This window comes from Paraburkholderia sp. SUR17 (assembly GCF_029536165.1).
GTDB lineage: Bacteria > Pseudomonadota > Gammaproteobacteria > Burkholderiales > Burkholderiaceae > Paraburkholderia > Paraburkholderia kururiensis.
Genome location: NZ_CP120509.1, coordinates 2,866,897 through 2,879,225 on the forward strand (window position 1 = coordinate 2,866,897; position 12,329 = coordinate 2,879,225).

The following is a 12,329-nucleotide window of genomic DNA, read 5'->3' on the forward strand; positions in this document are numbered from 1 at the left end:
CGCCTCGGAGCCATGGCTCAGTGGTTATGCCTGGATTCGCCGCGCGTTTCGATGATGTTGAGGTACAGCGTGGCCGGTTCCAGGCACGCACCGGTCGCATGCTGGCCCACCATGCTGCGATAGATCTCCTCCCACGGTGTCTTGTGCTGCAACACCGGCGCCTTCCACGCAGCACGGCGCGCGGCCATCTCGGCCTCGGGAATCAGCACGTCCACCTTGCGCGTATTGAGGTCGATGCGGATACGGTCGCCGGTCTTGAGCAGCGCGAGGTTGCCGCCCACCGCGGCCTCGGGTGACACGTTGAGAATGGACGGACTCGCCGATGTGCCGCTCTGCCGCCCGTCGCCGATAGTGGGCAGCGTATCGATGCCCCGCTTCAGAAGCGCCGCGGGCGGCTGCATGTTGACCACCTCCGCGCCGCCGGGGTAGCCCACCGGTCCGCAGTTGCGAATGACGAGCACTGAGTGTTCGTCCACGCCCAGCGCCGGGTCTTCGATGCGCGCGTGGTAGTCCTCCGGGCCCTCGAACACCACGGCCTTGCCTTCGAACACGTCGGGGTGGGCCGGGTCGGAGAGGAAGCGCTTGCGGAACGCCGGGTCGATCACGCTGATCTTCATCACCGCGCTTTCGAACAGATTGCCCGTCATCACCACGTAGCCCGCGGCCTCCTTGAGCGGCTTGCCGTAGCCGCGGATCACTTCGCGGTCCGGCTCGGGCACGTCCGCCAGGTCTTCGGCCAGCGTGCGGCCGGTCACGGTGCGCACGCTGCCGTCCAGCTTGCCCGCGGCCAGCAGCTCACGCATCACGGCCGGCACGCCGCCCGCGCGGTGAAACGCTTCGCCGAGAAAGCGCCCGGCCGGCTGGCAGTCCACGAGCAGCGGTACCTCGGGCCCGAGGCGCTGCCAGTCGTCGAGCGAATGGTCCACGCCCATGTGCCGCGCAATGGCCACCATGTGAATCGGGCAGTTCGACGACGCCCCCAGCGCCGCCGCCGCCGCCACGGCGTTTTCGAAGGCGCCCTTGGTCATGATGTCCGAGGGGCGCAGGTTCTCCGCCACCATCCCCACGATGCGCCTGCCGGTCTCATAAGCCATCCAGCCGCGCTCGCGATGCGGCGCCGGAATCGCGGCACAGCCGGGCAGCGACATGCCGAGCGCCTCCGCCAGCGAGTTCATGGAAAGCGCGGTGCCCATCGTGTTGCAGTGCCCGGCCGACGGCGCCGACGACGCCACCATGTTCATGAAGCCGTCGTAATCGATCTCGCCCGAAGCGAGCAGCTTGCGCGCGTGCCAGATCACGGTTCCCGAGCCCGCGAGCTTGCCCTGCCACCAGCCGTCCAGCATGGGGCCGCCCGACAGCACGATGGCGGGAATGTTCACGGTGGCCGCGGCCATCAGGCAGGCGGGCGTGGTCTTGTCGCAGCCGGTGGTGAGCACCACGCCATCGATGGGATAGCCGTGCAGCACTTCCACGAGGCCCAGATACGCGAGATTGCGGTCCAGCGCGGCGGTGGGCCGCTTGCCCGTCTCCTGAATGGGATGCACCGGGAATTCGAGCGGCACGCCGCCCGCGTCGCGAATGCCGTCGCGCACGCGGCTGGCCAGTTCGAGGTGGTGTCGGTTGCAGGGCGCGAGATCCGAGCCCGTCTGCGCAATACCGATGATGGGCTTGCCCGACTGCAGTTCCTCGCGCGTGATGCCGTAGTTCATGTAGCGCTCCAGATAGAGCGCGGTCATGCCGGGGTCGGAGGGGTCGTTGAACCAGCGGCGGCTGCGCAGTCTGCCCTGTGTGGTGTCAGGTTGGGAGGCGCCGGTTACAGCGTTGTTGGCCGGATCAGTGGGCGAATGCTTCGACACGCTTGTCTCCTTGTTTTGTCGTGTGGACGCGCGCCACACGGGAAACAAGGCTTCCCGCGCAACGGCACGCCTGAGGAAGCATCAAGCTTAAACGGAACGCGCTGTTCGTGCTGCGCAATAGACGCACGCGATGCAAACGACGCACGCGACGCAAGCAAAGCAAGCGGCGCGCTCCGTGGGCGAGGCAGGTTCAGTTGGCGCCGCTCGCCGCCTTGGGCGCGCCGCCTTCGTCGGGCGTGAGCTGCGCATAAACGTCGTGTGCGATTTCGAGCAGTTCCTTGCGGTTGATGCCGCCCGACACCGCGTAGCCCACATCGCCGTCGATCCAGTAGAAGACGTTCACGGGGCCGTCCTGATAAAGCTTGAACGCCGTGGTGTTGGTGCTCGTCTTGCGCCGCGAAATGCACAGCGTGATGCGCTCGCCGTTGTGGTCGTGGTACATGAACTGCGCCACGGGGCCGTCGGCGCTGGGCAAGAGCCGCCCGCCCATCAGCTCGAAGCCGGTGCGCGTGAGAACGGGCGGACGCACGTCGGTGCCCAACCGGCTGGACACCCACTTCACGAGTTCCTGCTCGCGGTCGGCGCCGACTTCGACGGGGCGCGTCACCTCCGGCGCGTAGACCACGTGCGCGATGGCGGACTGCCGCGCGAACGACTGCCCCGGGTCCGGCGTGAAGCTCGCGTCGCGCACGGGCGCCTCGCCTGCTGCCGGCCCCATGCGGCCCGCCATCATGATGCTGCTGCCGAAGTTGCTGCCAATGCCGATTCCCACGCCCACCAGCAGCGCCGCGGCAATACCCGCGAACTGCGGCCAGTTGGCCGCGTCGCGCCAGCGCCGCTTCGCGGGCAACTGAAGACGCGCCGGCACGGGCTCGTCGAGCACGCGGTCGTAGCGTTCGTGCAGCAGGTTGTTGAGCGAGAAGTAGTGGCTGATGCGGTCCGCGAGTTCGGGCTGCCGCTCCAGCATCTGATCGATCTCGTCGCGGCGCTCGGGCGCGAGCGTGCCGTCCACGTACGCGTGGATCTCTTCTTCGCTGATCGTCGTTTGCCGTTCGTTCATCGCACCACCTTCAGTTTTGCGCTGGATTGCGTGCCCACCATCAAGGCGCGCAGCCGCTCCCGACCCCGCGAGAGCCGCGACATGACCGTGCCGATCGGAATGTCGAGCGCAAGCGCGACATCCGCATAGCTCATTTCCTCCAGCCCCACGAGCAACACCACCTCGCGCTGCTCGGCGGGCAGACGCTGCAAGGCGAAGTCGAGATCGCGCACCTCCAGCCCGCTGGACGGATTCGTATGCACGGCGAGGTCGTTCTCGAACGTGTGCGCTTCGTCGTCGACGGAAACGTGCGTGGCGCGCCCGGCCGGGCGGCGCATCTGGTTCGCGAAGACGTTGTGCATGATCGTGAAGAGCCACGCACGCAGATCCGTGCCGCGCTGGAACTGATGACCGTTGCGCAAGGCGCGCTCCAGCGTGTCCTGCACCAGGTCGTCGGCCAGTTCGCGATTGTGCAGCAGCGCGCGCGAATAGCGTCGCAGGCGCGGTACGTGTTCTATCAGTTCGTCGCGGACACTCATCGTGTTTCCTTTGCGGCTTGGGGCCTCGTGCACGCGCGGGTTACACGCGGATTCACGCGGCGGACGTCGGGGCAAACACGCCTCGCGGTGTTTTATTCCAGCGGCCGTGGTTAAGGTTTTCCGGCCTCGTCACCGTACGCCGATTTCCCCGGCCCTGCGCTGAACCTGTGCATCGTGAGCGCGTCGGCTGCGTGCATCAGCCCGCGTGCTGCGGCCGCGCCCACCAGCACGTAGCGCGTGTGGCCGTCGGTCCAGTAGAGCGCGCGCATCGTGCCCTGGCGGTAGGCGCGCCACTGCGGCATGGGCTGCGCGGTGAGGTCCCAGGCACGCAGCAGCACGACAGGCTCGCCCGCTGCGTTGCGGTAGACGAAGCCCGAGGCGCGGGTGAACCAGCCTTCCTGCACAGCAAGCGGTGCCACGGGGTACAGGCCGACGCTGGAGATATTGGGAGCGACGCCGGCAAGCGTGGCGCCAGCCTCGCCCGAAGCGCGCACGACGCTGCTGGTCTGATCGGCGGCGGCATGCTGCAAAGTCGTGAACGCCAGATCCGCCAGTTCGGCTTGCGGCACGCGTGTCGCGGCTATCAGCAGACCGCCTGCAACCGCGCTCGCGGCGAGCCCACCTGCAAGCATGCGGACGGCCCGGCGCGCGGCGGCGCGCAGCCACGCGCGCCAGAAAGCAGCGCCATCGATGGAGCCTGCGTCGCTATCGTCGGCGGCACGAAAAGCATGCTGCAGCTGCGCATTGAGCCGGCCATAGAACGCGACGCGGCGCGCCTCCGAAGGCCGCATTTGCAGATAGCGGTGCAGGCGATCGGCCTGCGCGGACGCCAGTTGGCCGTCGGCGAACGCTTGCAGGTCCGCTTCGGAAAGCGACGGTTCGTGGCGCAGATCGGTGCGGTTCATGGCAGCAGCGGTAGTGGCGCAAAGGTTCGTGGCCCGTCGGGGCACATCGGGGCACGTCGGGGCGTTGATCGGGATGCTTATCCGGCTAACACGATCCGGCGCGCGTTATTCCCTTGCCGACCTTTCAGGTCTTTCGGGCCCTTTCGGCCAATTCAGGTTCTTTCCGGCCCGGCGCGATCGATTCGCTCCGCAGGTGAACCGTGCCCAGGGGAAAGCCTCCGGGGAGAACGTTAACCGCCCCCATCGCCTCGCTATTCCTGACTCGCAACTTTATTTCGCCTTTCATGGTTTTCGCGGTGGGACCGGGAATATCGGCCCGTGCTCATGGTTCGCCCGTTGCAATCCGCACCACTCTCAAGGAGTCACCATGAAGCTCTCTTCCATGCTCGTTCTCTGCGCCGCCGCGCTCGCCTCCACCGCCGTGTTCGCCGAAGGCAAGACGCGCGCGCAGGTGTATCAGGAGTTGATCGAAGCCCAGCAGAACGGCCTCGATTTCGTTACGGACACCTCGTACCCCGACGTCAATCCGATCTTCGCCAACGTCGTCGCGCAGAGAAAGCAGCAGCGCCTCGCGCAGCAACCGCAGGCCGCGCCCGGCGTCGCGAATCGCGCCACGTCCGATGCGGCTTCTCAGTAAGCACGTGCGCAAAATTCGCCCGCGGCGGGAATAAGCCGCATCGGGTGCTGTTCACGGGTTCACCCACCCTGCTCAAACGAGGAATACCCGTGAACAGTCCCTTCAACGCTGCGCCGGTCTGCGTGCCATGCCGGCTCGCTGCCATAGGCGCAGTCGTGCTGCTCGCCGGCGGCGCATTCGTCTGGACCGCCGGCTGGCTGACGCCCAAGCGCCTCTCCGCTACCGCTGTAGTCGATCAATTGCAGACCGACGGCGGCACTCACGCCGGCTACCGACGCAATCATGCGAAGGGCCTGTGTTTCGAGGGCCATTTCGAAAGCAACGGTGCGGGCGAATCGCTTTCCCGCGCGGAAATTTTTCGTGCTGGCGTGACGCCGCTCATCGGGCGCTTTTCGATGCCGGGCAGCAACCCGGGCGCGCCGGACAACAGCGTGCCGGTCAAAAGCATGGCGCTGCTCTTCAAGCTTCACGATGGGGAGCAGTGGCGCACAGGCATGAACACGGTGCCGGTGTTTTCGGTACGCACGCCCGAGCAGTTCTACCAGCAGTTGCAGGCGCTGCAGCCGGTTGCCGCTACGGGCAAGCCCGACCCGGCGCGCGTGGCGGCCTTCTATGCGGCCACGCCTGATTCAGCACCACTGCGCCAGTGGATCGCCACGCACAAACCTTCGTCGAGCTTCGCGAACGCCACGTTCTACAGCGTCAACGCGTTCCGTTTCACCAACGCGAGTGGCCAGACGCAAGCGGTGCGGTGGTCGATGGTGCCCGAGTTGCCGTACATGGCGCTCGACGCGCAGACGGTGGCGCACAACCCTGGCTTCCTCGCGCAAGACCTGACCCAGCGGCTCGCCGCGGGGCCGTTGCGCTGGCATTTGATATTGACGGTGGCGGCACCGGGCGACCCGGTCAACGACGCCACGCGCGTCTGGCCAGCTGATCGTCCGCACATCGATGCGGGCACGCTCGTGATCGAGCGCAGCGTTCCGCAGGCCGTCGGCGCGTGCCGCGACGTGAATTTCGATCCCACCATTCTGCCCGCGGGCATCACTCCGTCGGACGACCCGCTGCTGGCCGCGCGTTCGTCCGCGTATTCCGTGTCGTTCAACCGCCGCACGCGCGAAGAAGCGCAGCATGCCGCGCCGTCCACGCGCGAGAGCGACGAGAACAACGAGGGCAACCCGGGAGACCATTCATGAGGACCACGCGCACCCACTTCAGCCTCGCGGCCCGCGCGCTGCACTGGATCATGGCGGCCGCCATCATCGCCATGCTGTTCATTGGTGTGGGAATGGTCGCAACGGTCTCGCGCGCGCATGACGTGCTGATCGCCATTCACAAACCGCTCGGCGTCACGCTGTTGCTGCTCGTGCTGGTACGAGCCGGCGTGCGGCTCACGCATGGCACGCCGGCGCTACCCGACGATATGCCCGGCGTGCAGCGCGCCGCCGCGAAGCTCTCGCATCTCGCGCTGTACGCCTTGATGCTGGCCATGCCGCTGATCGGCTGGGCGATGCTTTCGGCCGCGGGCTATCCCGTCACGCTGTACGGGCCGTGGCATCTGCCGCCTATCGCACCACACAGCGTGGCGCTCTACGCGACGCTGCGCACGCTGCACACGGTGCTGGGGCTCACGCTGTTCGCGGTGGTGCTGCTGCACCTCGCCGCCGCGCTGTATCACGGGCTGATACGTCGCGACGGCGTGCTCGCCAGCATGGCGCGCGGAGAAGGCAGGGTTTGACGGGAAGTTGACGGCCGCTCAGGGCCACTTCGGGTCGCGCATCGTGCCCTGCTCGACATAGCGCTGGTGCCACGACAGCGACTCGTTGAGCAGATGCGGCGTGTGCTTGCCGTAGCTTTCGCGGCTCGCGCGCTCGAAGTAGTCCATGAGCATGGGCCGATAGTCGGGATGCGCGCAGTGCTTGATGACCTCGCACGCGCGCTGCTTCGGCGAGAGGCCGCGCAGGTCGGCGAGGCCCTGTTCGGTCACGATCACGGCCACGTCGTGCTCGGTGTGGTCCACATGGCTCGCCATCGGCACGATGCGCGAAATCGCGCCGCCCTTGGCCGTGCTCGCGGACATGAAGCACGAGAGATAGCCATTGCGTGCGAAGTCGCCCGAGCCGCCAATGCCGTTCTGGATGCGCGTGCCCATCACGTGCGTGGAATTCACGTTGCCGTAGATGTCGGCCTCGATCATGCCGTTCATCGCGATACAGCCCAGGCGCCGCACCAGTTCTGGATGGTTGCTGATCTCTTGCGGCCGCAGGATGATGCGCTGGCGGAACGTGTCGAGGTTCTTCGCGAAGCGCGTCACGGCGGCGGGACTCAGCGAAAGCGCGGTGGCCGACGCTACGGAGAGCGTGCCGTTCTCGAGCAAATCGAGCATGCCGTCCTGAATCACCTCGGTGAAGGCGGTGAGGTTCTGGAACGCGCCCTTGCCCAGTTCGGCCAGCACGGCGTTCGTGATGTTGCCCACGCCCGATTGCAGCGGCAGCAGCGAGCCCGGCACGCGGCCGTGGCGCACTTCGTGGCGCAGGAATTCGATCAGGTGTCCCGCGATCTGCCGCGAAACGTCGTCCGGCTCGGAAAACGCATTGCTGCGGTCCGGCGCGTTCGTCTTCACGACCGCGATGACCTTCTCCACCGGACAGTGCAGCCACGGCTCGCCGATCCGGTCGCCCGGATGCACGAGCGGAATCGGCCTGCGCCGCGGCGGGAGCGCCGTGCCGTAGTAGATGTCGTGCATGCCGTCGAGGCCTTCGGGCTGCTGCTCGTTCACCTCGATGATCACGCCCGCGGCCTGCTCGATCCACGTCTTGTTGTTGCCCACCGAAGTGGACGGAATGAGCTGGCCGTCGGCGGTCACGCCGCTCACTTCGATGACGGCGACGTCGATCTTGCCGAAGAAGCCGAACCACGCATGCTGCGCGACGTGGCTCAGGTGAATGTCGAGGTAGTCGATGCGGCCCGCGTTGATCTGCTCGCGCAGCGTGGGGTCCGACTGGTACGGCAGCCGCATCTGGATGCCGTCCACGCGCGCCAGCGCGCCGTCGAGTTCGGGCGCCGTGGAAGCGCCGGTCAGTACGCGAATGCGGAAGTCTTCGCCGCGCGCGTGCGACTCTTCGATGTGGCGAGCCAGCGCGGCAGGCACCGCCTTCGGGTAGCCGGCGCCGGTGAAGCCGCTCATGGCGACGGTCATGTCAGGGCGAATCAGCTTCGCGGCGTCTTCCGCCGACATGACGCGTTCGAGGAGTTGAGTGTTCAAAATGCGTGTCGATCCCATTGCGGGTCCTCCAGATGAAATCCTCTGATGCCGGACGGTCCCGCCAGGTACGACGCGTGGTGCGAGTAGGTGGAAGCGGCCCGTGGCCGGCGTAACTTCGTAGCTTTTGTCGAGTGCCTGAATGTTCGACGCTGGGCCGCTTCCGCCGCTTGACGCACGTCAAGCGGTAACGATTTCAGACCTGCAATACAGCGTTACTTGGCCGCAGCCCACAGCGTGCGGCCGAGGAACGTCAGCGTGCGGTCCCATGCCAGTTGCGACCAGACCGGATCGAACTGCGTGGCGGCGATGCGGCCCGGGCCTACGGCCGTTTCGTTGGCGAAGCCGTGATGAGCCAGATAGCGGTGGAACTGGAAGTCGACCTTCGCCTCGGTCAGCTTCGCTGCGAGCCCGTCCACGAGTTCCGGCGTGAAGAAGCCGTCCTGCGAGGCCCAGTGGCCCATTACCGGCACCTTGATCTTCGACGCATCCACGTAGTCGAGCGGAGGGCAGCCGTACCAGAGCACGCCCGCGGAGGCTTCCGGCACGTTGCACAGCGCGAGCACCGTGAGCGCGCCGCCCATGCAGTAGCCCATCACGGCCACGCGCTCCGAATGCTGCTTGAGGTACTGCACGGCGCCGCGAATGTCCTGCGTGGCGGCGTCGCCGAAGTTGAGACCGTCCATCAGGTGATGCGCCTCTTCTTCCTCCACCGTGGATTTGCCGCGATAGAGGTCGGGCACGAGCGCGATGTAGCCGCATTGCGCGAGACGGTCGGCCACGCCGCGAATCTGGTCGTTCAAGCCCCACCATTCCTGAATGACGACGACAGCCGGCGCGCCTTCGGGCTTTTCCGGCTTGGCCAGATAGCCTTGCAGTTCCTGACCGTCAGGGCGGCGAAAGGGAACCATGGTTCCCGTCGTGGTACCTGCATTCGGCTTCATGCGACGCTCCTTGTTTGAGGGAGTCGCTAGCATAGCGAAAGTGGTGAGGCGGCGTCGGCAGGGCGCGCAGGCGTGTAAGCCACGAGGGTCACGATAGCGGCCGCACCCCTACTCACGCGCCTCTGCGCCATACACCTCGATCCGGTTGCGTCCGCGGGCCTTGGCCGCATAGAGCGCTTCGTCGCCGCGCGAGAGCGACTGGTAGGCGCCGGTGTCGTCGGCGCGCATCGAATCGATACCCACACTCACCGTCATCACGATGGCTACGTCGCCGTGCATCATCGGCGTCTGCAACACGCGCTGCTGCACGCGTTGCGCGAGCACGACGGCTGCTTCGATACGGGTGCCCGGCAGCACCATCGCGAATTCCTCGCCGCCCACGCGTCCGACAATATCGCCCGCGCGCACTTCTTCGCGCAGCAGCGCCGCGAAGTGACTGAGCGCGCGATCGCCCAGTGCGTGGCCCCAGCGGTCGTTGAGCGCCTTGAAGTGATCGAGGTCGAACATCAGCACCGCCGACACGTGGCCGCGCACGCCGCGCAGCCGCACCAGTTCGGCCTCGCTCTGCATGATGAAGTGACGGCGATTGGGCAACTGCGTGAGGAAGTCGATAGTGGCGAGTTCCTGCAACTCGGCCTCCACGCGCTTGAGTTCCGTGATGTCCGTGGAGGTGCCCACCATGCGCAGCGCGCGGCCCTCGCTGTCGCGGCTCACCACTTTCCCGCGGCTGCAGATCCACTTGTAGCGCCCGTCCTTGCAACGGATGCGGTGTTCCACCGAGTAGGTCTGCGTTTGATTCTCGAAGTGCGCCTGCATGGCGGCTCTCACGTAATCCACGTCATCGGGGTGCAGACGCGCGATGGCGTCTTCGATGCGATCGGTGAGATCGTGCGGCGCGTAGCCCAGCATGGCTTTCCATTCGAGCGAATAGCGGATGGTGCCGCTCGGGATGTCGCGGTCCCACACGCCGGTGCCGCTGCCCGCGAGCGCGAGCGTCACGAGTTCCGCGCACGCCTCCAGTTCGCCGACGCGTGCGCGCAGCGCTGTTACAGACTCGACGCGTTCGATGGCGTCCGCAGCGAGCCCGGCGAGTTCGTGGAGAAACGCGCGCTGCGCGTTGTCGAACGTGCGCGGCGTGTGGTCGAGCAGGCACAGTGCGCCCAGATGCCGGCCGCTCGACGCCGTAACTGCGCAGGCGGCGAAGAAGCGCGGCCAGCGCGACGGAGCGTCGGACGTGGCGCCCGCCGCCCGCATGGGGATGGCGCGGCTTTGAAAGCGCTCGTCGGCGTGCGTGTCGGGCACGACCACCACAGTGTCCAGCAGGTTTCCGCCCGCCTGGGAAAGCGCGAACAGATCAGGCGGCAGCGCCACGGGCAACGGGCCCGAACTGGCCAGCAGACGCTGCCCGTCGCCACCCGCGCGCGTGAGCAGGGCAGCCGCTACGCCGAAATGCGCTTGCGCGAGCCGGGCCAGCGCGGCCCACTCGGCATCGGCCGGACGAGCGTTCGCCGACGCCTCTACGGCAGGCGGCCTGGCATCGTCATTGGGATCGGCGCACGTGGACATAGGGAACGCGTGTTCAGAAGACTATTGGGCCTGGCTGGGTCTGCCGGGCTCTGCCTGTCAGGTCGGTTTGTTCGGTCCGCTGCGGAATTCATTGATCAGATCAAACGGCCCGTCGAGATGCAGAGCGGGTCAGTTTATAACGGCATTGCATCGGACGGAATTGAGGACTCGCTGCGCTGCGGCACGCGTGCGGGGGCGCGCTGCGTGCGGGCGGCGAATTTTGTTCGCGGCCTGCAATGCGCTATTGTTCGTCGCCACAAAAAAGAGGAAACCCATGAGCGCCATCCGACTGTCCCGCGTCACCCGCGCCGACGCCGCCGACCTGATCGCCGCCAACCGCGCGAACCAGTCGTACCACCTGCCGTGGGTGGCTTCGTTCACGGACGACGCCGGCTTCGACGCCTGGTTCGGCCGCGGCCTGACGGGGCCGAACGTCAATCTCATTGCACGTGAGGCGGCGTCGAGCCGCGTGGTGGGCGTGGTCAACATCAACGAGATCGTTGGCGGCGTTTTTCAGAGTGCCTACCTCGGCTACTACGGCATGCAGGAATTCGGTCGCAAGGGCCTCATGACGCAAGCGCTGCGCGCGGCGATCCGCTTCGCGTTCGGCGATCTCGGGCTGCATCGGCTCGAGGCCAACATTCAGCCTGAAAATCGTGCCTCCATTGCGCTGGTGCAGCGGCTGGGGTTTCGGCAGGAAGGCCTTTCGCCGCGGTATCTGCACATCGGCGGCGAATGGCGCGACCACGAGCGCTGGGCGCTGCTTGCCGACGAAACGCAAATCGCGCCGGACGACAACGCGCGCTGATCGCGCCCCGTGGTCTCGTCGTCCCATCGCCCCATCGGCCCATCGGCCCATCGCGGTAGCCACCACCGGCCGCCCGGCCAAACCGCAAGCCTCAATCATTGCCGCGATCACTGCGATTGCTGTGACTGCTGCGCGCGTCCCGCCGCGAGTTGGTCGTTGCGTTCCTTCAGAAACGCGATGAGCCCGTCGATCCCGCTTTCGGTGATCTTGTCGCTGAACTGCTGGCGGTACGTCTGCACGAGCCATGCGCCCAGCACGTTGAGGTCGTACACGCGCCAGCCCTGCGGCGCCCGGTAGAGCCGATAGTCGATCTCCACGGGCCGCTCGTTGGTTTCCGCTATCGTGCGCACCACTACGTCGGTGTCCGTGGGGGCGATGTGCATGGGCGGGTACTGAATCTTCTGGTCAGGCTTCAGCTGCGCGAGCGCGCCCGAATAGAGATGGATCAGCAGCAGCCGGAACTGTTCTTCCACCTGCTGGCGCTGCTCGGGCGTGGCGGTTCGCCAGTAGCGGCCCATGGAAAGCCGCGTGGTGCGCTGAAAATCGATGTACGGAAGAATGTCGCGGTTCACGATATCGAGAATGCGCGTCATGTCGTCGGGCTCGATCTTGCGTGTGCGCACTTCGTCCAGCACCTGCTGCGTGGCGGTGCGGATCAGCGCCTGCGGGTCCGACTTGTCGTCCACCTGGGCACGCGCCGCGCTGCTGAACGTGATTAGGGCAACGAGCGCAAACGACACAGCCACAACGGGATTCACGAAGAGTTTTCTCAT

At 66.5% G+C, this 12,329-nt stretch carries 12 protein-coding genes; 4 read left to right on the plus strand and 8 right to left on the minus strand.

Going from position 1 to position 12,329, the window contains the following annotated elements; all coding sequences use genetic code 11:
• Positions 1 to 17: 17 nt before the first annotated feature.
• From P2869_RS30000 to P2869_RS30015, 4 genes are all read right to left on the minus strand, one after another.
• Positions 18 to 1,856, minus strand: coding sequence for an IlvD/Edd family dehydratase (locus tag P2869_RS30000; protein WP_277598882.1), 1,839 nt, complete (start codon positions 1,854 to 1,856; stop codon positions 18 to 20).
• A gap of 190 nt (positions 1,857 to 2,046) precedes the next feature.
• The gene (locus P2869_RS30005) at positions 2,047 to 2,916 is read right to left on the minus strand and encodes an anti-sigma factor (protein WP_017773963.1); all 870 of its coding nucleotides are present in this window, start codon (positions 2,914 to 2,916) and stop codon (positions 2,047 to 2,049) included.
• Positions 2,913 to 3,434 (minus strand): RNA polymerase sigma factor, encoded by a 522-nt coding sequence (locus P2869_RS30010; RefSeq protein ID WP_017773964.1) that lies wholly within the window; start codon positions 3,432 to 3,434, stop codon positions 2,913 to 2,915. The genes P2869_RS30005 and P2869_RS30010 overlap by 4 nt, the downstream gene beginning before the upstream one ends.
• A gap of 110 nt (positions 3,435 to 3,544) precedes the next feature.
• Entirely contained in the window at positions 3,545 to 4,339 is a 795-nt protein-coding gene (locus P2869_RS30015) for a transcriptional regulator (RefSeq protein ID WP_277598883.1), read from the minus strand.
• Positions 4,340 to 4,706: 367 nt separating this feature from the next.
• Between P2869_RS30015 and P2869_RS30020 the strand changes: the two genes are divergently transcribed.
• The 3 genes from P2869_RS30020 (at position 4,707) to P2869_RS30030 (ending at position 6,714) form a co-directional block, all read left to right on the plus strand.
• Positions 4,707 to 4,976 carry a DUF4148 domain-containing protein gene (locus P2869_RS30020; RefSeq protein ID WP_277598884.1) on the plus strand — a complete coding sequence of 90 codons (270 nt, stop codon included), beginning with the start codon at positions 4,707 to 4,709 and terminating at the stop codon, positions 4,974 to 4,976.
• 89 nt (positions 4,977 to 5,065) lie between these two features.
• A complete protein-coding gene (locus tag P2869_RS30025; RefSeq protein ID WP_277598885.1) occupies positions 5,066 to 6,172 on the plus strand; it encodes a catalase family peroxidase in 1,107 nt (368 codons plus the stop codon).
• Positions 6,169 to 6,714, plus strand: a complete 546-nt coding sequence (locus P2869_RS30030; protein WP_277598886.1) for a cytochrome b — start codon at positions 6,169 to 6,171, stop codon at positions 6,712 to 6,714. The genes P2869_RS30025 and P2869_RS30030 overlap by 4 nt, the downstream gene beginning before the upstream one ends.
• A gap of 18 nt (positions 6,715 to 6,732) precedes the next feature.
• Here the strand turns inward: P2869_RS30030 and P2869_RS30035 are convergent, their stop codons facing one another.
• The 3 genes from P2869_RS30035 to P2869_RS30045 all read right to left on the minus strand — a co-directional run bounded on the left by P2869_RS30035 (position 6,733) and on the right by P2869_RS30045 (position 10,748).
• Positions 6,733 to 8,259 (minus strand): acetyl-CoA hydrolase/transferase family protein, encoded by a 1,527-nt coding sequence (locus tag P2869_RS30035; RefSeq protein WP_277598887.1) that lies wholly within the window; start codon positions 8,257 to 8,259, stop codon positions 6,733 to 6,735.
• Between the two features lie 194 nt (positions 8,260 to 8,453).
• Positions 8,454 to 9,182, minus strand: a complete 729-nt coding sequence (locus P2869_RS30040; RefSeq protein WP_277598888.1) for a dienelactone hydrolase family protein — start codon at positions 9,180 to 9,182, stop codon at positions 8,454 to 8,456.
• Positions 9,183 to 9,290: 108 nt separating this feature from the next.
• Positions 9,291 to 10,748: a diguanylate cyclase gene (locus P2869_RS30045; protein ID WP_277598889.1), complete on the minus strand. Its 1,458-nt coding sequence runs from the start codon at positions 10,746 to 10,748 to the stop codon at positions 9,291 to 9,293.
• 274 nt (positions 10,749 to 11,022) lie between these two features.
• Between P2869_RS30045 and P2869_RS30050 the strand changes: the two genes are divergently transcribed.
• A complete protein-coding gene (locus P2869_RS30050) occupies positions 11,023 to 11,556 on the plus strand; it encodes a GNAT family protein (protein WP_277598890.1) in 534 nt (177 codons plus the stop codon).
• Positions 11,557 to 11,663: 107 nt separating this feature from the next.
• Here P2869_RS30050 and P2869_RS30055 read toward each other — a convergent pair whose 3' ends face one another.
• The gene (locus P2869_RS30055) at positions 11,664 to 12,329 is read right to left on the minus strand and encodes an ABC transporter substrate-binding protein (protein WP_277598891.1); all 666 of its coding nucleotides are present in this window, start codon (positions 12,327 to 12,329) and stop codon (positions 11,664 to 11,666) included.

Coding starts and splice junctions, on each gene's coding strand:
- P2869_RS30040 (WP_277598888.1), bottom strand. CDS start 9,182: ATGAAGCCGAATGCAGGTACCACGACGGGAACCATGGTTCCCTTTCGC.
- P2869_RS30005 (WP_017773963.1), bottom strand. CDS start 2,916: ATGAACGAACGGCAAACGACGATCAGCGAAGAAGAGATCCACGCGTAC.
- P2869_RS30050 (WP_277598890.1), top strand. CDS start 11,023: ATGAGCGCCATCCGACTGTCCCGCGTCACCCGCGCCGACGCCGCCGAC.
- P2869_RS30020 (WP_277598884.1), top strand. CDS start 4,707: ATGAAGCTCTCTTCCATGCTCGTTCTCTGCGCCGCCGCGCTCGCCTCC.
- P2869_RS30010 (WP_017773964.1), bottom strand. CDS start 3,434: ATGAGTGTCCGCGACGAACTGATAGAACACGTACCGCGCCTGCGACGC.
- P2869_RS30035 (WP_277598887.1), bottom strand. CDS start 8,259: ATGGGATCGACACGCATTTTGAACACTCAACTCCTCGAACGCGTCATG.
- P2869_RS30030 (WP_277598886.1), top strand. CDS start 6,169: ATGAGGACCACGCGCACCCACTTCAGCCTCGCGGCCCGCGCGCTGCAC.
- P2869_RS30015 (WP_277598883.1), bottom strand. CDS start 4,339: ATGAACCGCACCGATCTGCGCCACGAACCGTCGCTTTCCGAAGCGGAC.
- P2869_RS30055 (WP_277598891.1), bottom strand. CDS start 12,329: ATGAGAAAACTCTTCGTGAATCCCGTTGTGGCTGTGTCGTTTGCGCTC.
- P2869_RS30045 (WP_277598889.1), bottom strand. CDS start 10,748: ATGTCCACGTGCGCCGATCCCAATGACGATGCCAGGCCGCCTGCCGTA.